We start from the raw sequence: 24,401 nt of genomic DNA on the forward strand, positions 1-24,401 counted from the left end.
TCGTGTGCATCGTGATGTCTCCGGTCTCCCGCCGACCAGCGCCGACTCAGCCCGCGGCGCCGACGAGTCGGGCGAAGGCGCTCAGACGCGCCACGCCTTCGGGCGTGCGGGGAAGATCGTCGAGGAGCGCGGGCGAGTGGATCAGGTAGGCCGCGACCTGTGCTCTCGAGATCGCCACGTTCAGTCGGTTCTGAAGCAGCAGGAACTCCGGACCGCGCGGGGCGTCGCGCCCGCTGGAGGCGGCGAGCGACGTGATCGAGACCACAGCCTCCTTGCCCTGGAAGTTGTCGACGGTGCCGACGGGCACATCCGGGAGACCGGCCACCGCGAGCGCGTCGAGAACCAACTGACGCTGCGCGTTGTAGGGCGCGACGACGATGATGTCGCTCTGCGCGAGAGGCCGCACCGTGGCGTCCGCGTCGTTGTCGGTGAAGCTGCGACCGACGAGATCTCGCACCAGCGCCACGACCGCTGCCGCCTCTTCGGGCGACTGCGTGGCATTGCCACGATGACGGAGCGGAACGATGTGCAGCCCCGGGTCGATCCCCTCGAGCGACCTCAGCTCGGTGCCAGGGGCTGAGGCCAGCTGGCCGGCGTAGGCGAGCTTCGATACCGGGGCGGCGACGTACGGGTGCATCCGCCAGGACCGCGCCAGGAAGTACCCGTGGTCGGGCCGGACGACCGGATCGCCCTCCATGACCCAACCGAGAGCGGAGGTGTCGACGGGCTCGGGGTGTGCTCCCTGGCTCACCTGCGGAAGCTGCTGAGGGTCGCCGAGCAGCAGCAGCCGCTGAGCCCCCGCGGCGACCGCGATCGTGGACGCGAGGGAGAACTGGCCCGCCTCGTCGACCACGAGCAGGTCGAGGCCCCCGCGCTGGACGCGCGACGTGTTGCTGAAGTCCCAGGCTGTGCCGCCGACGACCGCCCCGTGCTGCGCGTGCTCCCCCAGGAACGACGCCATGCCGTTCTTCGGGATCACCGTGTACGAGGGATCGACCGAGGGATCCTTCGGCGCTTTCGCGACCTGCGCCGCGGGGACGCCGTCGGCGACCACGCGCTCGAGCAGGTTCTCGATGATCGCGTGCGACTGCGCCACGACACCGACGGTGAAGCCGTGGTCGTTGACGAGGCGCGCGATCACCTGAGAGCCGGTGTAGGTCTTGCCCGTGCCCGGAGGGCCCTGGACCGCGAGGTAGCTGCGGTCCAGATCGAGGATGCCGCGCAGGATCGCGCCGATCGTGTCGTCGCCCTTCGTCGGCAGCGAGTCGCCCGAGATCGTGCGCGGCGGGATGCGACGCAGGATGTCGGTCGCGGCGTCGTGCGGGAACCCCGGCGCGGCAGCGTGCACCGTATCGGCCCACTCGTCGATCGCGCCCTGCAGCGAGACGACACGCGGAGGCGCCGCCGGTGTCACGGCGAGCGGCAGCTCATCCCACGTCTGCCCCTGGATCGCCGTCTCTGTGATCAGGTAGCCGTCGTCGAGCACCTCGGCGACCGTGACCGTGTGCGGCACGTGCACAGCGCGAGACGGCGCCTCGGTGTCGAAAGGTGCAGGAACGGGGTAGAGCGCGAACGGTTGGGATCCGACACCGAGCGTGGTGCCCGGCGAGACCTCGCCGCGGACCTCGATGTCGCGCGACATCACTCGACGCCCCTCGGCGACGCTCCACTCACGCCGGACGGTCGAAGAGGTGCGGTCGATCCTCACCACGTCACGCGTGCCGTCCCACATCGTGACGGGCTCCCGGAGCCGCTGGAAGTGCGACACCCAGAAGCTCTTCGCCTCGCGGGGGAAGTAGTCGATCGCAGCGGCCGCGATGCGGTGCACCTGACCGTCCTCGCCCGCATCGACCGCGCGCTCGGCATCGGCGAGCAGGGCCACCGACCGCGGAGACGGCTCGTAGATCACCTCGTCGGCCTCGTCGGGCGGCGCGGGGTTCACTCCCTCTTTCTTCGCGATCTCGATCAGCCAGTTGCGCAGGCGTCTCGTCGACACGCAGTCGTAGCGGTTGTAGTCGGCGAGGTCCGCGAACACCGCGTCGGCTTCCGCCTGCTCCCCCGCGGCGGCGAACTCACGCGCCGCGACGTACTGGACTATCGAATCGTCGCCCTTCTGGACATCGCTCGTGCGGACGTCTTCGCCCATGTACAGAGGCTCGAGCTTCTTGATCGAATACGACCGCGATCCCACACGCACGGTGCGCAGCACCAGTGGATAGAGGTCGACGAACACCCCCTCGCGCAGCAGCCGATCGATCTCGCCCTCGCGCACGCCGTGTCGCGCCGCCATCGCCACGAGGTGCGCGGTCTCGTACGGGGCGTAGTGGTAGATGTGCATGCCGGGGTGCGCGGCGCGGCGCACCTTCACGAAGTCGAGGAATCGCTCGAACGCCTCGCGCTCCGCGGCGAAGTCATGCGCCCAGAGCGCGGTGTACTGATCGGTGTTGTCGACCCAGCCGAAGAGGTAGTCGATACCCCAGTGCGCCTGGCCGTCCGCCGCGGGCTCGGTGTAGAGGGGGTCGCCCTCGAAGTCGAAGAAGATGTCACCGTGGCTCGGCACTGGAAGCGTATGGATCGCCGCTGCGTAATGCACGTCGTAGGTCGGTGCGCCCTCGGCATCCGCCCTCAGCTGCAGCTGCGCCTGTGCGCGCAACGTCTCGAAGGTGTCGGTGTTCATGCCCTCCGGCACATCGGTCGCCGCGGCCAGCGCATCGATCGTCTCGATGCCTGCCGTGCGCAGCCGCGCGCGCTGCACCGGCCGCATCCGCGCGACCATCAGCAGGTCGCGATGCGCGATCACCTGCTCTTCGCAGGTCGCGCAGCGGCCGCATGCCACGATCTCGAGGTCACCGCGGTCGTCGCCCCACGCGAGCGCCGCGCTGGAGGACGGATCGTCGATCCTGCGGTCAGCGATCAGCGCACGCAACCGTGCCCTTCTCACCTGGAAGAGCGGGAGAAGGTCATCGACCGCATGGGTGCTGGTCGATCCGTCGCCGAGCAGGAGATCGACCTCGTCGGACCGGGGGATGCCGAGCCGGTCGAGCTGGTCGACGTATGCCGCGAGCTGCATGAGAGCCGTGACCCTGGCCTTGCGGGCGAGCTTGGAATCCTGCACCCGCCAGCGCCCGTCGTCATCGCGCTTCAGGAAATCGGCGAACCCGACGAACTCCGGGGTCGCGAACGCCGCCTGGAACACGACGACGGCGTCGGACCCGAGCGCCTGCACCGTCTCGTCGACGGCTGCCGCGAGAGCCTCGGCGTCGACCGACGAGACCTTATCGACGCGGTGCACGCGATCGTCGCCGAGATCATCGATGTATCGCTCGAGGACGTTTTGCTCGTGGACGTCTCCGAGCAGCGCAGCGCGCGCGAGGGTCGCGTCTTCAGGCTCTTCGACAGCCGGCACGCGGCCGAGCTTGGCGTCGATCGCCCGACACCACGCGAACTCGCATTCGGCGGCCGCCTTGAGGTCGCTCGCGCTCCAGATGACGCGCTGCGCCTGAGTGTCGATCCGCACGATGCTCCCGTTCTCTCGGATGCTTCGACACTAGCCGCGGCATCCGACACGGGATCACGATGGGCTCGTGTCAGCGCCACCAGGTGTCGTCGGGCGTCACCGGGAGGTTCCGCTTGTGCTGGGTGGCGAGGTAGCGCGATTCGATGCGCCCTGCGACGTCGGGATCGACCTCGCGCCCTTCGAGGAAGTCGTCGATCTGCTCGTATGTCAGGCCGAGCTCGTCTTCGTCGGCGCGCCCCGGTTGACCGTCGAGCAGGTCGGCGGTCGGCACCTTGTAGGCGAGTCGATCAGGGGCACCGAGCAGCAGGAGCAACGAGCGCCCCTGTCGTTTGCTGAGACCCGACAGGGGAAGGATGTCGGCGGCACCGTCTCCGAACTTCGTGTAGAAGCCCGTCACGGCCTCGGCCGCATGGTCGGTGCCGATCACGAGGAGGCCGTCGTGCCCCGCCAGCGCATACTGCGTCACCATGCGGACGCGTGCCTTGATGTTGCCGCGGTTGAAGTCGCTGATGTCGCTCGTGACGGCGAACTCGATGTCCTCCTCGACGCCGTCGACGCCGTTCTGGATGTTCACCTCGACCGAGGAGTCCGGTGCGATGAACTCGAGCGCCGCTTCGGCATCCGCCGCGTCCTTCTGCACGCGATACGGCAGGCGAACCGCGAGGAACTTCGCCTCTCCGCCTTCGGCGCGCACGCGCTCGACCGCGAGCTGCGCCAGACGGCCGGCGAGGGTCGAGTCCTGTCCGCCCGAGATGCCGAGGACGAAGCCCTTCGCACCGGTGACGCGCAGGTAGTCGACGAGGAAGCCCACGCGGCTCTCCACCTCGACCTCCGGGTCGATCTCGGACTTCACACCGAGTGCTTCAGAGATCTGCTGCTGCAGGGTCATGTCTTCCTCCGGTCTACCCGACGCCAGTATCCTCCCCCAGTGTTACATCGAGATGACGTCGGTCGCACGCGCCGGACTTCGCCGCGATCGATCCACCTGGCAGGATGGCTGGGTGAAACTTCTCGTCGCAGCCATGGCCTCCGAACTCTCAGCGTTCCCGGAGGAGCTCGAGGGATTCGACCAGCTCGTCACCGGCGAGGGCAAGATGCAGGCGGTGTTCGCCCTCACCCGAGCGCTCGACGCCAAGGAGTACTCCGAAGTCGTGGTCGTCGGCACAGCCGGCGGCATCGACCCTGAACTCGAAGCGACCGCGCACGAGATCGGCAGCGCGCTGCAGCACGACGTGTTCGACCTCGACGGTGTCGCCGGCCAGCATGTGTCCTTGCCCGCGCGTGTCTCCACGGGCCGCGAGGGCGTGCTGATCGCGACCGGTGACAGCTTCGTCGGCGATGCCGGGATCACCGCCGTCATCCGGCCTTCCGGTGCCGGACTGGTCGACATGGAGACCTACGCGTACATCTGGGTCGCGCAGCAGTTCGGGGTACCGATCCGCGCATTCCGTGCGATCTCGGACCGGGCCGAGGACGGCGCACTCGTCGACTTCCGCGAGGCGATCGCTCGCTGCAGCGTGCAGCTGCGCGACGTGATCCGTCGGGAGTACGGCGTCTGAAGAACGTTCGCCGTCCGGCTCGCGCTGTCGGAAGGCGCACCGCGGCGAGGACACGGCGGGATTCTCAGCGCGCTTCGATGACGCTCGGTCCTTCTGGAGTCGCGCGCACTCGGAGCTGAGCAGGAATCTGCTCCTGCATCGCCTCCACATGACTGATCACGCCCACGGTGCGCCCGCCCTGCCTGAGCTCGTCGAGCGTGCGCATCGCGACGTCGAGCGTATCTCCGTCGAGAGATCCGAATCCCTCATCGATGAACAGGGTGTCGAGACGGATGCCGCCGGCGCGCGCCGTGACGACCTCTGCGAGGCCGAGCGCGAGCGCGAGCGAGCTCAGGAACGTCTCTCCTCCTGACAGCGACTGCGCAGGGCGAGTCTGCCCGGTGAAAGCGTCGAACACGACGATTCCCAGGCCCGACGCTGCTCCGCGGGCGGCGAGTGCGTCGGAGTGGCGCAGTTGGTAGCGCCCCGTCGACATGTCTCCGAGACGGCGGTTGGCCGCATCGACGATCTCTTCGAGCTCGGCGGCCAGGACGAACGTCTCGAGCGTCATCTTGCGAGTGTTCGCCCCTCGCCCCGCGATGGTGTCGGCGAGGCTGCGGAGCACCTCGTAGCCCGCGGCTTCGGTCGCGGTGCGCGCATGTTCCGCGGCTGCGGCCTCGATGATCGAGCCGAGCTGCTCGGCGACACCGGTCGCTCGCCCTGCCTCATCGACCGCCGCGGACCAGCGCTGCCGCGCGGTGTGCGACGCCAGCTCGGCGGGTCCGAGATCGATCGCCTCTTCCGGAAGGGTGCGGAGCTCGAGCGGCAGGAGGATCGCGCGCTCCTTCTCCTTCTGGACCGTGTGCTCCGTGACCCGGACCTCGAGCGCCGACTGCGCGGCTGTGGAGCGGAGCGCCCGCTCGACAGCGGCGACTCCGTCGAACTCGGAGGCCTCGAGCGCCGCATCCTGCTCGGCGCGCGCAGCTGTCGCGGCTTCTGCTTTGCGCGCTCGTTCCGCGGCCGCCTCGACCAGCACCACCGCGTCCCGGACCTCGGCGAGTGTCGCCGTGAGCCTGTCGGCCACGGTGTCGAAGGAGCCCCGCGCTTCGGCGACCGCCGTTCGCGTCTCCTCGATCCGCTGAGACACGAGCGCGTGCGCTTCTCGCGCCGCGGCCAGCGTTGCAGAATCGCGTTCGCGGTCGCCGTCGAGACGACGGATGCGTTCGATCAGAGCGTCGCGCTGCTGCTCGAGCGCGGTCAGTCGAACCGACGCCTCCGTGCTCTGCGCATGTGCGGTGGTCGCAGCGGTGAGTTCCGCGACGGCGTCGTCGACCTCTCGCCCATCTGCGCGGGTCGTCGCCGCGGCGAGTTCGGCGCGTCGTGAAGACGCTGCCTCCACGGCATCCCGCTCACGACTCGCGAGCGCATCGCGGGCGGCTTCGGCCTCGTCGACGTCGTCCGCTGAGACCGGGTCAGCGTGCACAGCGGGGGCCGGATGCTCGTGCGACCCGCACACCGGGCATGCATCGCCGTCGTTCAGCGAACCGGCCAGCTCGCCCGCGAAACCGTCGAGTCGCCGCTGCCTGAGCCGGGCCAGGGCGGTCTGTGCACCGGCGAGCGCCGTGCTCGCCTCCGCGAGAGCGCGGTCGGCATCGGCGAGGGCGGCCTCAAGACGGACGGCTTCGAGCGCCGCCGCATGCCTCGCCGCGGCAGCATCTCGTGCTGCGGCGAGGTCGTCTGCACGGTCGGCGAGCTGCCTGGCGGCGTCGCGCGCGATCGTGACGCTGTCGAGCCGGGCGGGGAGCTCGACGCGATCGGCCTCTGCCGCCTCGATGCGCGCTGCGGCCGCCACCACGGCGTCAGAAGCTTCGGCGAGCTCGGCATCGAGCGCCGGGGCTGTCCGTTCCAGCTCTGCCGCTCGCTGCCACGCGCCCGTCAGCCTGGTGCGCTCGGCGACCCATTCCGCAAGGTCGTCCACGACGATGTCGCGTGCCTGCCAGGTCGTGCGTGCCTGCGCCTCGGCGTCGGTCGCCGCGTCGAGGGCCGACGCGGCGGCCGCCGCCGTGGCGATCGGAGCTCGCAGCAGCTCTGCGGCCCTGGCATGGTGCAGCTCCCTGCGCGCGTTCGCGATCAGGGGCTCTTCGGCCTCCAGACGATCGAGCGCTGCTCTCGCCCGATCCCGCTCGATCTGAGCCCGTTGCTCGTCGCGCAGGGTCGCGAGCGCGGCATCTGCGGCATCGGACTGCTTCTCCGCCTCGACGCGCTCCGCTGCTCGTCGCTCGGCGCGGTAGTCGGCACGAGCCTTCGCCCGGCGCAGACCCTCGAGGCGTTCGTCTGTGGTCACCGCGAGCGGCTCTTCTTCAGCGGCGCTCGTCTCGTCTGTCTGGGCCTCGCCGTCGTGCCCGAGGTCGGCACTGTCGACCAGCCTCTGCGCATCGTCGAGGCGAGCGGACACCGTGGCGAGTCGCGCACCCAGCGACTGCTCTGCCGCCCTGCGTCGCTCGTCGAACCGCGCCTGCACGTCTTCGAAGCGCTCGGTGCCGAACAGCCGCCTCAACAGAGCCTGTCGTTCTCTGCTGCCCGCAAGCAGGAACTCCGAGAATCGGTTCTGCGCGAGCAGGATGACCTGCAGGAACTGCTCGCGACTGAGCTGCAGGATCTCGTCGAGCTCGTACGCCGCCTCACGTTCCTTCGCGGCGAGACCGATCCATTCGCCGCCGACGATGGTGTCGAGCTGCACGGCCGCCGACTGTGTCGTCATGCCGCCGCCACGCTTCTTGGGACGCTCGTAGTCGGGTGACCGTCGCACGCGATATCGACCGGCAGGCGTGCTGAACTCGACCACGACCTCGGTGACGTCGTCGGGCTCGCAATGATCACTGCGCAATCGCTTCTCGCCGCCCTCGTACCGCGGAACCCCGCCGTAGAGGCCGAAGCAGACGGCGTCGAGGATGCTCGACTTGCCCGCACCCGTGCGCCCGGCGATCAGGAAGATCCCGTCGTCGGCGAACGCGTCGAAGTCGACGGTCTGCCGCTCGCGGAACGGGCCGAATCCTTCGACCTCCAGTCGGTGCAGCTGCATCAGAGCACCTTCTTCACTGTCGGAGCATGATCGCGGTCACGCGTCACCGGGCTGGGTCGAGTCGTCACCGGACTAGATGAGCGCTTCGGCGCGGACGCGGTCGTCGAGGACCTCGCGGATCAGCTCGCCCTCACGCTCCGTCGCGCCGTGGCCCGAGCGCACGTGCTCGAGGAAGGCCTCGATGCGCTCGGGGTCGGTGACGGCACCGCGCAGTCTCTCGACGTAGGAGCGCTCGACCGCCTCGGACGTCTCGGAGGGCTGGTGCTGCACCATCGCGCAGTGCGGGTACCGCTCGCGAAGCCTGCGCATCGGCTCGGTCTGGGCGAGCGCGTCGGTGTACACCGCGCACACCCAATCGTCGGCGTGCGCCGAGACGTTCTCGGGCGACAGGATCTCGTCGAGCGTGCCGGTCAGGGTGACGAGGCGGCGCGGCACGGGCAGATCGAGCCAGTCGACCGACGCGAGGCCTGCCGCATCGAGCTCGACCAGCCACGACCCTCGAGGCTTGTTCTGCTCGCCGAAGCTGTAGTGCAGCGGAGCGCCCGAGTAGCGCACGCGCTCGCTGATCTGCTGGCGACCGTGGATGTGACCGAGGGCGACGTAGTCGGGGCCGTCGAACACGGCCAGCGGCACGACGTCGAGGCCGCCCTGGCGCACCTCGCGCTCGAGGCCGATCGTGGCGTCGACGCCGGCGGAGAAGCAGTGGGCGATCGCGACCGACCGACCGGGGTGCTCGGCCATGCCTGCGCGGACCAGATCCATCGCGTGAGCAAGGGTCTGCGCCTGCGTGCGCAGGTCGACCCCGCTCCAGTGCTGACGGACGATCGCCGGTTCGAGGTACGGGATGCCGTAGAACCGCACCGGACCATCCGCATCGGTCAGGGTCACCGGGGTGCCGATCGCGAGAGGATCGGTCAGCACGTGGATTCCGTCGCGCAGCAGACGTGCCTGGAATCCGAGGCGAGCGGCGGAGTCGTGGTTGCCGCTCGTGACGATCACCCGTGCGCCCGTCTCGTGCAGCGCCACCAGTGCGTCGCCGAGCAGTGTGTATGCCGCGCCCGCCGGTGTCGCCGAGTCGAAGACGTCACCCGCGACGATCACGACATCGACCGCGTTCTCCCGCACCTGCTCCGTGAGCGCCTCGAGCACCTCGGCCAGCGCATCCATGGTCGAGTTGCCATGGAAGGTGCGGCCGATGTGCCAGTCGGAGGTGTGCAGGATTCGCATACTCACACGGTACGAAGCGCCACCGACATTCGGTCCGAGGCGTGCCGCAGCGACCGTTCCTGGCCGTCGATCTCGTCGGATCCGACCAGGAACGGAGGCTGCGTGCGCGTCAGTGAGCGCCGACCGCGATTCCCGGGTGCGCCGGCATCAGCTCGTCCTTCGTGCCGCGGACCATCACGGCGGCGATCACGGCGGCTGCGACCATGAGGATCGACGCGACGATGAAGATCCAGCCGTATGCGTCGGTGAGCTGCCAGAGCGAGAGCTCCGCCTGTGCGTGGCCGCCGACGGATGCCGCATACACCGCGGTGAACACCGACAGGCCGATCGATCCGCCGATCTGCATCGCGGAGTTGGCGACGGCCGATGCGACGCCCGCATCGTGCGGTGCGACTCCGGTGAGCGCGAGGTTCTGCAGCGGGATGAACACGAAGCCCATACCGACACCGAGGAGCACGAGTGCCGGAGCGATCTGGACGATGTACGCCCCGTCGGGGGTGATTCCCGACAGCAGGAACAGACCGGCCGCGGCGATCAGCGGTCCCACGATCAGCATCGGACGCGGGCCGATCACGGTGAGGAGCTTCGTCGCGATGGGAGCGATGACCATCGTGGCGATCGGGAGCGGAAGGGTCGCTGCACCCGCCGGGAGCGCGCCCATGCCGAGCACGAACTGGAGGTGGAAGGTCAGGTAGAGCGTCGCGCCGATCATGATCGCTCCGGCGACTCCCTGGATCAGGAACGCACCGCCGCGCACGCGGTCCGCCACCACACGCAGCGGCAGCAGCGGCTGCGCGACCCGACTCTCGACCCACACGAACACGCCGAGCAGCACCACACCGAGCGCGAGGAACGTGATCGTCAGAGGGTCGCCCCAGCCGTTCTCCGCGAGGCTGAACCCGTAGACGAGAGCTCCGAGTCCCAGGGTCACGGTGACCGCGCCCCAGACGTCGTAGCGGTTGTCGCCCTCGGCGCGGCTCTCGGTGAGGAAGAGCGCGCCGCCGACGAGGCCGACGGCGACGAAGAAGAGGTTGACCAGCAGGCACCAGCGCCAGTCCGTGAACTCGGTGAGGAACCCGCCCAGCAGCAGTCCGATCGCTGCGCCCGTTCCCGCGACCGTTCCGAAGACCGCGAACGCGGTGTTGCGCTCCCGTCCGGACGGGAAGGTCACGGTCAGCAGAGCGAGCGCCGCCGGGGCCAGGAGCGCGGCGAAGACGCCCTGCAGACCACGCGCGAGGATGAGCTCCCATCCCTGCTGGGCGAGACCGCCGAAGAGGGATGCCGCACCGAACCCGACCATGCCGATCATGAACGTGCGTTTGCGACCGAGGTAGTCGGCGATGCGACCACCGAGCAGCAGCAGTGCGCCGAAGGCGAGGGCGTAGGCGGTGACGACCCACTGCCGCTGGCCGTCGCTGAGGCCGAGAGCGGCCTGGGCTCGCGGGAGGGCGATGCTGACGATGGTGCCGTCGAGCACGACGATCAGCTGCGTGAGAGAGATGACGGCGAGCGCCCACCATTTGGTCTGGGGGCGGGCGCGCAAGGACGATGACATGGAAGAACCTCCGGTGTCGGGGACGATGCCGGAGGTTTCGAGCCTCGGACCAGCACGCTGCGAGCGCCTGACCACCTCAGCCGACGGGGCTGAGCAGAAGATCCACATTACCCGAGGTGAGACTCTGCGAGTGCGAGCGGAAGGTCCCCTGACCCACCCTCGTCACGAAGATCGGCACGTGGTGATGCGACATGCGCGATGCGCGGTCACATGTGCGGGGTGCGGGGCTGCGCGATGCGAATCTGGGCTGCCCTCCGCCCGACATGTGCCGGAATTGCCCCTCCGGCTGGGGTTGTGCCCGCCTCGTCGTGACTACCGACTTCCGCTCGCTACTCCTTCAGGTCATGCAGCCAATTCGCCTGCTGGATCCGATTGTCGAGTTCGCGCAGCTCCTGCGCTACCGCGTCCGCGCGCGAGCGCAGCTCGGCGACGGGGAGCGCGGAGATCTGGCGCAGCTCCGATCGCATCTGCCGGAGGAACTGGTCGTTCGCCCCGGATGCCGCGGCGGCAGCATCCGCCAGCAGCGAGTGCTGCAGACGGAGCACGTCCCGGGCGGCGAGCGCGTCCGTCATCGTTCCGTCCGCGCCCAGGTCGAGCCGGGAGTTGGTCGCATTGATGCGCCTGATCAGGTCTCGGAGCTGCGCCAGGGCGGCATCCGCCTCGACGAGCAGAGCCGATGCGTCTTCTGCCGGCTCCTCCCCTTCCTGATACCTGGCATTCGCGGTGATGCGCGCGCGCAGTTGCTCGATGCGACGCTGCAGATCGGCTCGGGCGGTGAGTGCCTCTGCGAGTTTCATGCCTTCATCCTGGCAGGACACCGCGTGTAACAGAGCGTCACACGGGCGGAGGTCAGCGAGAACGCAGCAGGGGGGCGTGCTCGGGGTGTGCGGAGAACCAGTCGGAGACGTACCAGCACACGGCGTCGACCTGGCGGTCGCCTCGCGATTCGATGTCGGCGACGGCCCCTTCGACGACCGTGCCCGCATAGCCCTTTCCGCGGAAAGTCGGGATCGTGAACGCTCTCGTCAGGGCGATCGTGTGTCCGTCGTCTCGGTAGTCGAGGACGCTCACGAGCTGCCCGTCGCGCATCAGCGTGTACCGCGATGCATCCTTCTCGTCGGTGAGGATGAAGCCGGAGGCGAGGGTCGAGGTGGTCACCCGGACCACGTTACGCCCGACTCCCCCACCGACGGCCGTTTTGACACGCACGGACTTCTTCCGACATAATCCCCCCATGACTACCAACGCAAGCCCTTTGTCCGCCCAGGAGGCGAACAGGACTGCCGGGATGATGATGCCCGGTCGCGTTGGCATGTGTTGCCGAATGTGTCGCTGAACGAACAGCCACTCCGTCTGACCTGACTTCTCGCGATCTGCGAGGTACTGGTCTTCGAGCATCCACCCTTTGCTCGCTCTTCCGGCTCGCCCGGTCATTCATGCAACGCATCAGAGCCCGTCTCCCGGCTCACGTCCTGAGGACTTCATCATCATGTCGAACATCGCACTTCTCGAGCGTCCCGCCGTCTCCGCCGCCGTCCGCACCGCACCGGCGCCCACGACCGCACCGCTCGACGCAGACCTTCCCGCCGTCCGCTCGCCCCGCGGCTTCGCCCTCTACGTCGGTCTCGACGAGATCAAGGCGGCCGAAGCAGGGGTCAGCCTCCCGCTTCTCGTCGATGCCCTGCGTCGCACCCTCGCCGAGCTGGCGCCCGGCGCCGAGACGCACGCCACCGTCGCTCTCGCCCCGCACGGATCGGGTGGTCGCGACCTCGACGTCGTCCGCCTCGCACTGCACGAGCCCGGCGCGATCGCTCGCACCAAGGCCGCGGCCGAGGAGGAGACCACCGACGAGGAGGGCGGCGTCGTCGTCGACATCTCGCGCAAGCGGGTCCTGATCGACGGTGAATCCGCTGCCTTCACCTACAAGGAGTTCGAGCTCCTGCAGTACCTCGTCCTCCGCGAGGGACGCACGATCGAGCGGAGTGAGCTCGTCTCCGCACTGTGGCAGGCACAGGACGACGAGACCCCGGGCGAGCGCACCATCGACGTGCACGTACGGCGACTGCGCGCCAAGCTCGGCCGCTACGAGGACATCGTCCGCACCGTGCGCGGAATCGGCTACCGATTCGACCGTCATGCCGACGTCGTCATCCGCTACGGCCACGGAACCCCCTCGCCCGACCGCTTCTGACCCCGGTGTCAGGCCCGCCACGTATGGTGGGCGCATGACCCTGACCGCGGATGCCGGAGCTGCCGACGCAGCTCCGCAGAGCCCTCCGCGGGAGACCGTCTACCGCCCGACCCAGCCGGTCGATCTGCGCGCCACGGTGGGGATGCTTCGCCGAGGTCCAGGCGACCCGACCATGGTCCACGACGGTCCTGTCATCTGGCGCACGCTCCGCACTCCCCTGGGGCCTGCGACGCTCGCTCTCCGAGTCCACGGCGACGAGATCAGGGCGACCGCGTGGGGCGCCGGAGCGGAGCACGCTCTCGACAGCGTGCCGTCGCTCTGCGGCGCCGACGACGACCCCTCCGGTTTCGACCCGTCCCCTCATCCGCTCATCGCCGAGGTGTCTCGCCGCACGCGCGGATTGCGACTCGCTCGCACAGGCGTCGTCTTCGATGCTCTCGCCTGCGCCATCATCGAGCAGAAGGTCACCGGACTCGAGGCGTTCCGCGCCTGGCGACTGCTCGTCACGAAGTTCGGCGAACGCGCACCGGGGCCGACGCCGAGACCGATGTACACCGCACCCGCGGCGGCGGAATGGCGTCGTATCCCCTCTTGGGAGTGGCATCGCGTCGCCGTGCAGCCACCGCAGTCGAAGACGATCGTGCGAGCGGCCGAACGGGCCGACAGCATCTCTCGCGCTCTCCTGGCCGCGTCCACCGGCGACGATCGCGACCGCGTGCTGACGAGCCTCCCCGGGGTGGGCCCGTGGACTTCGGCGGAGACACGCATCCGCGCACTCGGCGACCCTGATGCGGTGAGCGTCGGCGACTACCACCTCGCGCACGAGGTCGGCTACGCGCTCACCGGCCATCGCACCGATGACGACGGGATGCTCGAGCTCCTCGAACCGTGGGCCGGGCACCGGCAACGGGTGATCCGACTCATCTTCGCGAGCCGGGTGAGCGAACCCCGCCGCGGACCCCGCCTCTCCCCGGAAGACCACCGCGGTCGCTGACCCGCGCGCCGGACGACGATCGCCTCTAGGCTGAGCCCATGTCCCGCACCGCGCTCCGCTTCTCCGTCACCGCCGGGCTCCTCATCCTCGGCGTCGTGATCGGCCTGATCTTCCAGAACGTCTGGCTCGGCATCCTCCTGGCCGCCATCGTCTGGCTCGGGTGGTTCATCGGCTACGAATCCCGTCGAGGGCGCAACGAAGGCGTCAACGACGAGGACCACGGCATCGAGCTCTGAGCGACCTCAGTAGTAGACGGCGAGCGGGCCGGAGGGACCCTCGACCACCTGCACGTCGGTGTCGAACACCCGGGTGAGCACCTCACCGGTCATGATCTCGGCCGGAGAGCCGAACTCGACGACGGCGCCGTCCTTCATGGCACAGATGTGATCGGCATAGTGCCCGGCGAAGTTGATGTCGTGCAGCACGATGACGATCGTGCGCCCGAGCTCCTCCGACGCACGCCGCAGGTGCTTCATCATCTGCACCGCGTGCTTCATGTCGAGATTGTTGAGGGGCTCGTCGAGGAGGACGAACTCGGTGTCCTGTGCGAGCACCATCGCGACGTAGGCGCGCTGCCGCTGCCCGCCCGAGAGCTCGTCCAGGTAACGGCCCTCGAGCTCCCCCAGGTCGAGGAAGTCGATCGCCCTGCTGATGACCTGCTCGTCTGCGCGGTTCAGCCTGCCCTGGGAGTGCGGGAACCGCCCGAAGCCCACCAGCTGACGAACGGTCAGACGCGTGACGAAGTGGTTCTCCTGGCGGAGCACCGAGACGATCTTGGCCAGATCCTTCGACTTCGTCGTCGCGACGTCGTATCCCGCGATCTCGATGGCACCGGCATCCATCCCGCCGAGACGGCCGATCATGGTGAGCAGCGTCGACTTGCCCGCGCCGTTCGGACCGATCAGCGCGGTGATGCCGCCGGCGGGGATCTGGAGATCCACGGGGCCGATCGCGACCTCGCTGCTGTAGTCGCGGCGCACGCCGTCGAGTGTGATCACAGTCGGCCCTTTCTGAGGATGACGATGAGAAAGACGGTGCCGCCGACCAGTTCGATCAGGATCGACACCATGCCCTGCGCGTAGAAGACGTTCTTCATGACGAAGTACGCCCCGGCGAGGATCGTGAAGGCGGTGAGCACGGCCACGGGGAAGATGAGCCGGTGGTCGTGCGTGTCGGCGAACTGGTAGGCGAGGGTCGCGACGAGGAACCCGAGGAACGTCATCGGCCCGACGAGCGCCGTCGATGTCGCCATCAGGACGGCCACCAGGAAGAGCACGATGTAGAGCTCGCGCTTGTGGTCGAGGCCGAGCGAGCGGGACACATCGGGGCCCAGCGCCAGCAGGTTCAGCCTCCGCGACCTGAGCCACAGCAGCGCGGACGCCGCGACGCACAGCGGAATCGCGAGCGGCAGGTACGACGCGTCGGCGTTGGAGACGTTGCCGAACAGCCGCGCCGCCAGCACGTCGAACTCGCTGGGTGTCAGCAGTCGCTGCATGAAGGTCGAGATTGCGCCGAGCCCTCCGCCGATGATGATGCCGATGAGCAGCATGATCTGCAGGTTGCCGTAGCGACCCGAAAGCAGCCATCCGTACAGCGCCATCGCGAGCCCGACCATGATGACGACCTGCAGGCCGAACTGCCAGACCCCCTGGATCGCGACGAGCCCCGCCACGCCGAACAGGTACACGGTGGTGGTCTGCACGACCCGGTAGAGAGACTCGAACCCCATGATCGACGGGGTGATGATGCGGTTGTTCGTGACCGTCTGGAAGCTCACGGTCGCGATGGCCTGCGCCACGGCGACCACCGCCATCACGATCACGTTCGTCGTCCTGAGCTTCGCGATGCGCCAGAAGCCCGGAGAACCCACGGGCATCGGGTTCTCCCACGCCAGCAGCGCGAACGCGAAGACCGCGGCGAGCACGATGAGGATGCCGAGCACGATCGCGTACCGACGCCGTGCGCGAGGCGTCGTGAAGGATCCGGAGGTGCGGTCGTGTGCCGCGATCGCACTAGCCACGACGGCGCTGCCTCAGCAGGAGCAGGATGAAGACGATCGCGCCGACGATTCCGAGGATCAGCGACACCGGCACCTCGAACGGCATGATGATCGTGCGCCCGATGATGTCGCAGACCGTGACGATCGCGATGCCGAGCAGGCAGACCCACGGGAGGTTGCTGCGCAGGTCGTCGCCGCGGACCATCGAGACGATGTTGGGGACGATGAGTCCCAGGAACGGCAGGTTGCCCACGACCACGGTGACGACGCCGGTCGTGATCGCGATGAGCACGGTTCCGAGGAGGATCACCCGGTTGTAGTTCACGCCGACGTTCGTGGCGATCTCCTCGCCCAGCCCGGCGATCGTCAGACGATCCGCGACGAGGAACACCACCACGCCGACGATCGCGACGATCCAGAGCATCTCGTACTGCCCCCGCAGCACCGAGGTGAAGCTGCCAGCGAACCAGACGCCGATCGCCTGCAGGGAGTCCGTCGCCAGCGCGAAGTAGGTGGAGACCGCTCCGACGACAGCGCCCAGCATGATCCCGACGATCGGCACGATGAGCGACGACCTGAGCGAGACCCGGCGGAGGAAGGCGAAGAACACCATGGTGCCGATGAAGGCCGCGACGATGGCGCCGATCATCCGCAGCGGGATCGACGGGTTGGGCACGAGCACCATCACGGTCAGCAGCCCGAGGCCCGCCCACTCGGTGGTGCCGGTCGTGGTGGGCTCGACGAAGCGGTTCTGGGTCAGCAGCTGCATGACCAGGCCCGCCATGGCCATGGCGGCGCCCGCGAGGACCAGCGCGATCGTCCTCGGCACGCGGGTGATCTGGAACATCTCGGCGCCGTCCGCGGCTCCGGCGATGTCGTACACGCCCGTGAAGAGGGACACGACGAGGAGGGCGACGACGACGAGGACGCCGATGAGGAGTCTCACGTCGAAGAGCCGCCCGACGGTGCGGGACGGCGCGGGAGAAGCGGTGCGGGTCATGATCGAACGCCGGATGGCGGCATCCGCCGTGGAGCGGATGCCGCCATGCAGCTGCTACTTCTGTGCCGCCTCGAGCGCGTCGGCGAGGTCGTTGAGGAACGTCGTGTACGTCTGGATGCCCTCGTTCAGGTAGGTGTCCGTGGGCATGTAGACGATCTGGTCGTCTGCGACAGCGGTGACGGAGGCGAGTGCCTCGGAGTTCTCGAGGATCTCCGATGCCTGCACGTAGTCGGGCGTCTCGGCTGCGAACACGGCGTCACGGTCGAGCACGAGCATCCAGTCGGGGTTCGACGAGGCGATCGCCTCGACCGAGATGTCGTCACCCTGGTGGTCGTCGCTGGCGTCGTCGACCTCGAGGGCCGGCGTGAGGCCGAGGATGTCGTAGATCGGGCCGAGCGAGCGACCGACTGTCGGTGCGAGGTATCCGATCTCACCGCCAGAGGTGTTCACGGCCATGACGGTGTCGGAGTCGTCGTAGGCGGCCTTGGCGCGCTCGACCGCGGCGTCGAAGTCGTCGACGAGTGCCTGCGCCTCATCCTGCTTGCCGAAGATCTCGCCGAGCACGGTGACCTGCCGCTTGAGCTCCTCGTCGAAGGGCTCGCCCTCGCGGGGTTCCAGGTCGATGATCGTGGCATCGGGAACGAGCTCGGCGATCGCCTCGTTGTGCTGAGTGAAGCGCTGACCGCTGATGATCAGATCCGGCTCGACGGCGACGATCGCCTCGAGATCGGGTTCGCTGTGCAGGCCGATGTCGACGATCGCGTCGTCCTCAAGGTACGACACCGTGTCGGGCATGAGCGAGACCGCGCCGGCCGAGAGCTCGACTCCCCAGTCCGACAGCGTCTGGAAGGTGCGGTTGTCGAGTGCGACCACCGACGTCGGCGGAGTCGCGATCTCATGCGTGCCCGTGTTGTCCTCGATCGTGACCGAGGATGCCGCCGCCTCGGTCTCCTCCGGTTCGGATTCGCCGGAGGCGCACCCGGAGAGGGCGAGGAGGCCGACGAGACCGATGCTCGTGGCGGTGAGGATTCTGGGCATGGACATGGAGAGACTCCTGTTCTGCGGTGTGGAAACGCGCACGAGTGGCGCAGGACGATCGACTTAGGCTTACCTAACTCCGACCTGAAAGATAGGTTAGCCTTACTTTATGAGCGATACGAAATCCGGCTTCTCGATCGAACGTCGCGGCCTCGACCTGCGGTTCCGCACGGTGACTCTCAGTGCCAGAGAGTGGCTCGCCCCCGACTTCGTCCGTGTACGCCTGACCGGCGGCGATCTCGAGGGATTCGACTCCCCCGGATCCGACGACCACATGCGCCTGTTCTTCCCCACCGGCCCCGTGAGCTCGATCGAGGAGATGCGGGCGGCGCCGAGTCGCGAGTACACGCCCCTCGCCTGGGGCGCGGACTGGCTCGACGTCGAGTTCGCGGTGCACGGTGACGCCGGCATCGCTGCACCCTGGGCAGCCACCGCTCCCCTCGGCTCATCGATCGGCGTCGGCGGGCCCCGCGGATCGATGGTGTTGACGGGCGCGCCCGGCTCCTGGCTTCTGGTCGGCGACGAGACCGCGATCCCCGCGATCCGGCGGTTCGCGGCGCTCGTCCCCATGGATGTCGACGCACGGATCGTGATCGAGACGGTCTCGACCGGGCGCGAGATCGACATCGACGCGCCTGTCGACGTCGAGTGGCTGCATCGGGGTGATGCCCCCTCGGGCTCGGCACTCATCGCGTTCCTCGACGGGCTGACGGCGGAGGATTCGATCGGAGACGACCCGTTCGTGTTCATCGCGGCCGAGCAATCGATCGTCAGGCCCGGGCGCGCACTGCTGGAACGGTGGGGCATCGACACGGCGCGCGCCGTGGTGAAGGGCTATTGGAAGCGCGGCGAAGCCGAGTACCACGCGCCGCACTAGTGCGACTCCGGCGCCGCTACTACGCCTCCTTCGTGGAGGACGACGACGGCATCCGGATCGAGTTCATGCACAATCCGCCCCGCGCGGCAGGGTGACGCCAGGGCGGGCCACCGAGCTGTTGCGCCTGTCCTGCACATCTCAGCTGCAACTCACGTTTTCCCCTGTACTCGGGATGACGGTATACAGCGACGTCGATCTCGATGCGTCGTCTGGAACGATGCGAAGATGACACGGTGCACCTCATGAACGACGCTCAGATCTGGACGATGATCGGCTCGTTCACTGCGCTCATGCTGAGCATGATGACGGTCGTCTCGACGCTCTTCATCCGTGTCGTCCGCGCAGAGATCGGCGGGCTCCGCGGGGAGATCGGCGGTCTCCGCGGCGAGATGAATGCCCAGATCGGCGGACTCCGCGGCGAGATGAACTCCCAGATCGGCGGACTCCGCAACGAGATGAACGCCCGCTTCGACACCGTGAACACCCGCATCGACGGGCTCGACCGCGACATGCAGGCCGTGGTCAAGCGCTCGTTCGGCCTCGACCGCGACTGACGTCAGACCACGGGGGCGGCGACCGCCTCGGCATCCGCCCGGTCCGTGAACGCCTCTTTCGGGACGAACACGAGGATCGCCGCCGCCACGAGGGCGGTGACACCGCAGACGACCCAGACGGTGATGTACCCGGCGAAGGAACCGGCGGTGCCCTCGACCGCGCCGCTCACGCCGTTCAGCAACGCGATGCCGAAGATGCACGAGGCGATCGCCCCGCCCACGGTCTTGACCGAGTTCGTCAGTCCCGTCGCGACCCCCGTCTGTGTGGCGGGAGCCGCCGACGCGGCCGCAGCAGGAAGCGCAGCGACGAGCGCCCCGGATCCGAGTCCGACGACGACCATGTTCGTCACGACCTGCACGTACGAGTCATGGAAGGGGAGGAACAGCAGGAATCCGACGCCGACGAGCAGCGATGCGCCCATCAGCGTGACGCGCGGGGTGAGGAGTCGGGCGATCACCGGGAACAGCAGAGCACCGGCGATCATCGCGATCAGATACAGGCCGATGATCAAGGAGGTCGCGAAGCCTGTGGTTCCGAGTCCGTAGCCGTACACGCCCGGGTCGGTGCGAGCGAAGGTCGACAGCGGCGCCTGGGCGCCCAGGACGCTCACGCCGAACAGGCCGGCGGTCAGGAACACCGGGCCGAGCGCCGGCGAACGGAACATGCGCACGTCGATGAGCGGGTCGTCGCAGCGGAGCTCCCAGAGCACGAACGGGATCACGAGCAGGAGGCCGAGCGCGACGACCGCCCACGACCACGGGTTCACCAGTCCACCCTCGAGACGCAGCAGGCTGAGTCCTCCGGTGAAGCAGATGAGCGCCATCGAGATCAGCACGACGCCGACCGTGTCGAACACGCCGCCGGTCGGGTCGGGAGACTCCTTCACTCCGAACAGGATCACGAAGAAGCAGACGACGATGAGGATGGCGGGGATCAGGAGCACGACGGTGAGTGGCAGCACGTCGATGAGCGCGCCGCCGACGAGTGCACCGATGATCGCGCCACCCTCGAGTGCCGCGACCAGGAGCCCTGCGGCCTTCGCCGTGATCGAGGAACGACCCTCCATCCGACGCGAGCGCGACCAGATCAGGGCGATCTCGAGCGGCAGCCAGACGACGTAGAACCCCATGAGCGTCCAGCCGATGAGGAAGACCGGGAAGGAGTCGGTGAAGGGCAGGACGAGTGCCGCCGCGGCGGTCAGCGCGGTCGAGATCAACAGCATCCGCTTGTGGCCGACCATGTCGCCGAGCTTCGCGAATGCCGGCACGACGAGCGCCGAGAGCATGAGCTGCGTGCCCTCGAGCCAATTGACATCCGCGTCGTGGATGCCGAGGTGCCGCGCGATGTCGGTGAGCATCGGCGTGTAGTAGCCCTGCAGGACGCCGCTGGTGAATTCGACGAAGGCCAGGAAGCCCACGACGGTGGCGAGGGTTCCCAGAGTTCGGGTGCGCGTCATCGCGGCTCCTCTGTGGAAGGGCTGAGTCGGGCGTCGAGACGCCAACGAAGGGGTGAGATCACACTAGCCGCTCGATGAGAGCGCGATGGAACCGCTCCCCCCGCTCGAGGGCTGCGATCTCGACGTTCTCGTCCACGCCGTGGATCGACGCCCTCTGCGCGTTCGACATGTCGAGCGGGGCGAAGCGATAGACGGCGGGCGCGAAGCGGTGGAAGTGACGCGAATCCGTCGCCGCCATCATCACGTACGGCACGGCCGGAACGCCCGGATGAGACACGGCGAGCGCGTCGGCCAGCAGGGCGAACTGGGCGTTGTCCGTCGCAGACTCGGGCGAGGGCTCGCTCGCCTCCTCGACCTTCACCACCACCAGCGGATCGCGGATGCGCCGACGTACCCGGAGCACAGCCTGCTGCGTCGTCTCGCCCAGGGCGATCCTCAGATTCACGGTCGCTGACGCCTGCGAGGGCAGAACGTTCGCCGCCGTTCCGCCTGACTGCATCGTGGGCGCCACCGTCGTGCGCACCAGGGCGGCCGGCTCACCGCCGAGCGCCGCGAAGAGCTGGCCGGTGAGGAACGGCGCGGATCCGAGCACACGGAGAAGGTGCCGAGTCGGCCCCGGCGTCTGGGCGCCGAGCTGTGTCAGCATCCGCCCGATGGCTCTCGAGGGCCGAGGGCGGAACGTGGTGGGCCCGAGCCGGTCGACGGCCCGCGCCACTCGACGCACGGCGGTGAGCGCCGGGGGCGCCGAGGCATGACCGCCCTCGCCGCGCGCCGACAGAGTGAGCGTCATGACGCCCTTCTCCCCCACGCCGATCATGGCCGCGCGTCCGGGCACGAACGGCAGCGGAGCGTCGACCACCGCGCCTCCTTCATCGACGACCAGCCACGGGACGATGCCGCGCTCGCGGAGCACCCGTGCGATCTCCTCCGCCGCGCGGCCGTAGGTCTCCTCGTTTCCCCCGAACGAGAGGTAGACGTCGCGGGCGGGGGCGAAACCGTCGGCGAGCAGGTTCTCGACCGCTTCGAGCACGACGATCAGCGGACCCTTGTCGTCGAGGGCTCCGCGTCCGTAGACGATGCCGTCGGCGATGACACCGGCGAACGGCGGATGCGTCCACGCGTCGCTCTCATCGACCGGCACCACGTCGTAGTGCGCCATCAGCACGACGGGCTCCTCGGAGGAGAGCCCGGTGCCCTCCCAGTGGAAGAGCAGTCCGAAGTCGGTGTGCCGCTCGAGCGTCAGCTTCTCGTGGACCAGCGGATAGAGGTCGGCGATCAGCGCGACGAAGTCCTCGAACGGCCCGGACCCGCGCTCCTCGAGCTCGGCCGAGACTGTCGGCAACTGGATCATCTGCGCGAGGCGCTCGGCGATTCCTGGGCGAGGTTCGGTCACGTCGGCCATCGTATCGCCGGGCCTCCCTGTCTCCTTCAGCGCTCCGGGCGCACTTCCTGCCGTCTGACGCGTGTTCCGGCGGCACGAACTGCGACCGGAGCGAGTCCGCCGCGTCCCACGGATCGCACGGGACGCGAGACAATCGAGGGATGAGTCTGTTCGCCCTGGCCCCCAAGCGCGGTCCGCGTTGGCACCTGGCGACGCAGGCGGCTCTCGGAATCGCCGTCCCGATCGCCGTCATGACCCTTATCGGCGAGCCGTCGCTCGGCTACATCGCGGCATCCGGAGCCTTCACCGTCCTGTTCGCCGGCACCGCGCCGGTCATCGACCGGGCGAGGATCCTGCCGTTCGTCGCCGCGGGCCTGGTCGCCAGCGCAACCCTCGGCGTCGCTCTCTCAGCCAACGCCTGGCTCGTGAGCATCGGCGTCGTCGTCGTGGCGATCGTCAGCGCAGCTCTGGCATTCGGCTTCCGCCTCGGTCCTCCAGGGCCCCTGTTCTTCGTGCTGGTCTTCGGGCTCTCCGCCCATGTCATCGCCAGTTCGCCGATCGCACCGCTCGTCTACATCGCTGCGCTCGCGGCGGGTTGTCTGTTCTCGTATCTGGTCGCGATGGCTCCCCTGCTCCTCCCCCGCTCGCGCAGGATCACGGCGCGACCGCTGCGGGAGCTGCTGCCCGGTCCGGCCTTCACGCCCGATTCGCGCATGCTCCTCATGCGGGTCGCCATCGTCGCCGTGATCGGAGTGCTGCTGGGCCTGGTGATCGATCCGACGCGGACGTACTGGATCGTCGGTTCCGCCGTCGCCGTGATCGGTGTCGCCGCCGCGCGTCGTGCCGCCGTGCAGCGCGGACTGCACCGGATGCTCGGCACCGTCGTCGGCGCCGGCGTGTACGCGCTGCTCGCACTGCTGCATCCGTCCGGCCTCTGGCTGGCGCTGCTGCTGGGCGCGCTGCAGTTCACGATCGAGCTCGTCGTGGTGCGTCACTACGCCCTGGCGCTCGTCTTCATCACTCCGCTGGTGCTTCTGCTGACCGGCGCAGCGACCGGGGACATCGGATCGATGGACGTCGCGTTCGAGCGGATCGTGGACACCGTCGTCGGCGCAGCCCTCGGCGCCGCATCCGGACTGCTCCATCCGCGCGCCGGCGCGAAGACCGGCTGACTCTCGACGCCGGTCGACCCGCAGGCCATACTCGCACCATGAGCCGCGCACCCGAGATCGACGAGTACCACCGCAACCTCACTCCGGAGGACCGCGAGATCTGCGACCTTCTCGTCACCGAGATCGAACAGGGACTCCCCGAAGCTGCGGGCAAGGTGTGGCACGCGCATCCGGTCTGGTTCCTCGACGGCAATCCGATCGTCGGCTATCACCGGTTGAAGGATGCCGTGCGCCTGATGTTCTGGAGCGGCCAGTCGTTCGCGGGCGCCGGCCTCACCGCATCCGGGACGTTCCAGGCGGCCGAAGCGAGATATCTCGACGCCGCCGAGGTCGACACCACAGCCCTCGCCGGCTGGCTCGCCGAATCACGCCTGATCCAGTGGGACTACGAGCACATCCGCACGAACCGCGGATTGGTGAAGCGCACCGATTTCTGACCCGGCACGGGGAACACCCAGCGCCCGCCGCCGGTTGCACCGGGAGGACGGAAAGGGATCCCGATGGAACTGACGCTCGTCACATCCGCGTTCTGCGGAGCCTGCTCGCGCACCCGCTCGGTTCTGACCGATGCCGCACGATTCCTGCCCGATGCCACGATCACCGAGATCGACGTCGCGCGCGAGCCCGACGCCGCCGAAGCGCTCGACATCCGCTTCACGCCGACCGTCATCATCCGCGACTCGTCGGGCGTCGAGGTGTTCCGCGCCGAAGGCGTGCCGACCGTGCCACAGGTGCTCACGGCGGCGGTGAAGGCACTCCCGTCCTGAGCCGCCGCGCATGCTCTTGCGGATGTCCGACCCCCGGCGAAGAATGAGCGAG

22 protein-coding genes are annotated in these 24,401 nt (G+C 68.6%); 9 read left to right on the forward strand and 13 right to left on the reverse strand.

Translation table 11 applies throughout. The features are described from left to right. Positions 1–46: 46 nt before the first annotated feature. Both ASF80_RS07640 and nadE read right to left on the reverse strand, forming a co-directional pair. Positions 47–3,517 carry a TM0106 family RecB-like putative nuclease gene (locus tag ASF80_RS07640; RefSeq protein WP_056309465.1) on the reverse strand — a complete coding sequence of 1,157 codons (3,471 nt, stop codon included), beginning with the start codon at positions 3,515–3,517 and terminating at the stop codon, positions 47–49. A 70-nt stretch (positions 3,518–3,587) separates the two neighbouring features. Further along, complete coding sequence (gene nadE, locus ASF80_RS07645) at positions 3,588–4,406, reverse strand: ammonia-dependent NAD(+) synthetase (RefSeq protein WP_056309467.1); 819 nt, start codon at positions 4,404–4,406, stop codon at positions 3,588–3,590. A 112-nt stretch (positions 4,407–4,518) separates the two neighbouring features. Between nadE and ASF80_RS07650 the strand changes: the two genes are divergently transcribed. Next, on the forward strand, positions 4,519–5,076 hold the full coding sequence (locus ASF80_RS07650) for a nucleoside phosphorylase (protein WP_056311907.1): 558 nt from the start codon (positions 4,519–4,521) through the stop codon (positions 5,074–5,076). Between the two features lie 64 nt (positions 5,077–5,140). Here ASF80_RS07650 and ASF80_RS07655 read toward each other — a convergent pair whose 3' ends face one another. The 5 genes from ASF80_RS07655 to ASF80_RS19275 form a co-directional block, all read right to left on the reverse strand. Further along, positions 5,141–8,137, reverse strand: coding sequence for an AAA family ATPase (locus tag ASF80_RS07655; RefSeq protein ID WP_056309469.1), 2,997 nt, complete (start codon positions 8,135–8,137; stop codon positions 5,141–5,143). Between the two features lie 72 nt (positions 8,138–8,209). After that, positions 8,210–9,364 (reverse strand): exonuclease SbcCD subunit D, encoded by a 1,155-nt coding sequence (locus ASF80_RS07660; protein ID WP_056309472.1) that lies wholly within the window; start codon positions 9,362–9,364, stop codon positions 8,210–8,212. Between the two features lie 109 nt (positions 9,365–9,473). Further along, positions 9,474–10,919, reverse strand: a complete 1,446-nt coding sequence (locus ASF80_RS07665) for an MFS transporter (RefSeq protein WP_056309474.1) — start codon at positions 10,917–10,919, stop codon at positions 9,474–9,476. A gap of 329 nt (positions 10,920–11,248) precedes the next feature. Next, entirely contained in the window at positions 11,249–11,716 is a 468-nt protein-coding gene (locus ASF80_RS07670; RefSeq protein ID WP_056309476.1) for a DIP1984 family protein, read from the reverse strand. 52 nt (positions 11,717–11,768) lie between these two features. Beyond that, entirely contained in the window at positions 11,769–12,008 is a 240-nt protein-coding gene (locus ASF80_RS19275) for a GNAT family N-acetyltransferase (RefSeq protein ID WP_056311909.1), read from the reverse strand. 400 nt (positions 12,009–12,408) lie between these two features. Between ASF80_RS19275 and ASF80_RS07680 the strand changes: the two genes are divergently transcribed. The 3 genes from ASF80_RS07680 to ASF80_RS07690 are packed head-to-tail and all read left to right on the forward strand — an operon-like array spanning position 12,409 to position 14,340. Next, entirely contained in the window at positions 12,409–13,110 is a 702-nt protein-coding gene (locus ASF80_RS07680; protein ID WP_056309478.1) for a winged helix-turn-helix domain-containing protein, read from the forward strand. A gap of 34 nt (positions 13,111–13,144) precedes the next feature. Beyond that, entirely contained in the window at positions 13,145–14,104 is a 960-nt protein-coding gene (locus ASF80_RS07685; RefSeq protein ID WP_056309480.1) for a DNA-3-methyladenine glycosylase family protein, read from the forward strand. 38 nt (positions 14,105–14,142) lie between these two features. Continuing rightward, positions 14,143–14,340 carry a hypothetical protein gene (locus ASF80_RS07690; RefSeq protein ID WP_056309485.1) on the forward strand — a complete coding sequence of 66 codons (198 nt, stop codon included), beginning with the start codon at positions 14,143–14,145 and terminating at the stop codon, positions 14,338–14,340. 6 nt (positions 14,341–14,346) lie between these two features. On the opposite strand, the gene ASF80_RS07695 is transcribed toward ASF80_RS07690, so the two are convergent. The 4 genes from ASF80_RS07695 to ASF80_RS07710 are packed head-to-tail and all read right to left on the reverse strand — an operon-like array spanning position 14,347 to position 18,147. Beyond that, on the reverse strand, positions 14,347–15,102 hold the full coding sequence (locus tag ASF80_RS07695) for an ABC transporter ATP-binding protein (RefSeq protein WP_056309487.1): 756 nt from the start codon (positions 15,100–15,102) through the stop codon (positions 14,347–14,349). Next, on the reverse strand, positions 15,099–16,124 hold the full coding sequence (locus ASF80_RS07700) for an iron chelate uptake ABC transporter family permease subunit (protein ID WP_056309489.1): 1,026 nt from the start codon (positions 16,122–16,124) through the stop codon (positions 15,099–15,101). The genes ASF80_RS07695 and ASF80_RS07700 overlap by 4 nt, the downstream gene beginning before the upstream one ends. Further along, positions 16,117–17,103, reverse strand: coding sequence for an iron chelate uptake ABC transporter family permease subunit (locus tag ASF80_RS07705; protein ID WP_056309491.1), 987 nt, complete (start codon positions 17,101–17,103; stop codon positions 16,117–16,119). The genes ASF80_RS07700 and ASF80_RS07705 overlap by 8 nt, the downstream gene beginning before the upstream one ends. 54 nt (positions 17,104–17,157) lie before the next feature. Continuing rightward, a complete protein-coding gene (locus tag ASF80_RS07710) occupies positions 17,158–18,147 on the reverse strand; it encodes a siderophore ABC transporter substrate-binding protein (protein WP_056309493.1) in 990 nt (329 codons plus the stop codon). 103 nt (positions 18,148–18,250) lie between these two features. On the opposite strand from ASF80_RS07710, the gene ASF80_RS07715 reads away from it, so the two are divergent. Together ASF80_RS07715 and ASF80_RS07720 are read left to right on the forward strand one after the other, a co-directional pair. Next, complete coding sequence (locus tag ASF80_RS07715; protein WP_056309495.1) at positions 18,251–19,018, forward strand: siderophore-interacting protein; 768 nt, start codon at positions 18,251–18,253, stop codon at positions 19,016–19,018. Between the two features lie 242 nt (positions 19,019–19,260). Then, on the forward strand, positions 19,261–19,572 hold the full coding sequence (locus tag ASF80_RS07720; RefSeq protein WP_056311910.1) for a hypothetical protein: 312 nt from the start codon (positions 19,261–19,263) through the stop codon (positions 19,570–19,572). A 2-nt stretch (positions 19,573–19,574) separates the two neighbouring features. On the opposite strand, the gene ASF80_RS07725 is transcribed toward ASF80_RS07720, so the two are convergent. Together ASF80_RS07725 and ASF80_RS07730 are read right to left on the reverse strand one after the other, a co-directional pair. Further along, positions 19,575–21,029, reverse strand: coding sequence for an MFS transporter (locus ASF80_RS07725; RefSeq protein ID WP_056309497.1), 1,455 nt, complete (start codon positions 21,027–21,029; stop codon positions 19,575–19,577). A gap of 58 nt (positions 21,030–21,087) precedes the next feature. Further along, positions 21,088–22,431, reverse strand: a complete 1,344-nt coding sequence (locus ASF80_RS07730) for a M20/M25/M40 family metallo-hydrolase (RefSeq protein WP_056309499.1) — start codon at positions 22,429–22,431, stop codon at positions 21,088–21,090. Positions 22,432–22,571: 140 nt separating this feature from the next. Here ASF80_RS07730 and ASF80_RS07735 point away from each other — a divergent pair, with 140 nt between their 5' ends. The 3 genes from ASF80_RS07735 to ASF80_RS07745 all read left to right on the forward strand — a co-directional run bounded on the left by ASF80_RS07735 (position 22,572) and on the right by ASF80_RS07745 (position 24,349). Next, positions 22,572–23,582: an FUSC family protein gene (locus ASF80_RS07735; RefSeq protein WP_056309501.1), complete on the forward strand. Its 1,011-nt coding sequence runs from the start codon at positions 22,572–22,574 to the stop codon at positions 23,580–23,582. Positions 23,583–23,620: 38 nt separating this feature from the next. Next, the gene (locus tag ASF80_RS07740) at positions 23,621–24,019 is read left to right on the forward strand and encodes a DUF1801 domain-containing protein (protein ID WP_056309503.1); all 399 of its coding nucleotides are present in this window, start codon (positions 23,621–23,623) and stop codon (positions 24,017–24,019) included. A 63-nt stretch (positions 24,020–24,082) separates the two neighbouring features. Continuing rightward, entirely contained in the window at positions 24,083–24,349 is a 267-nt protein-coding gene (locus ASF80_RS07745) for a thioredoxin family protein (protein ID WP_056309505.1), read from the forward strand. The last annotated feature ends 52 nt before the right edge of the window (positions 24,350–24,401 follow it).

Source organism: Microbacterium sp. Leaf159 (genome assembly GCF_001423615.1).
Lineage (GTDB): Bacteria > Actinomycetota > Actinomycetes > Actinomycetales > Microbacteriaceae > Microbacterium.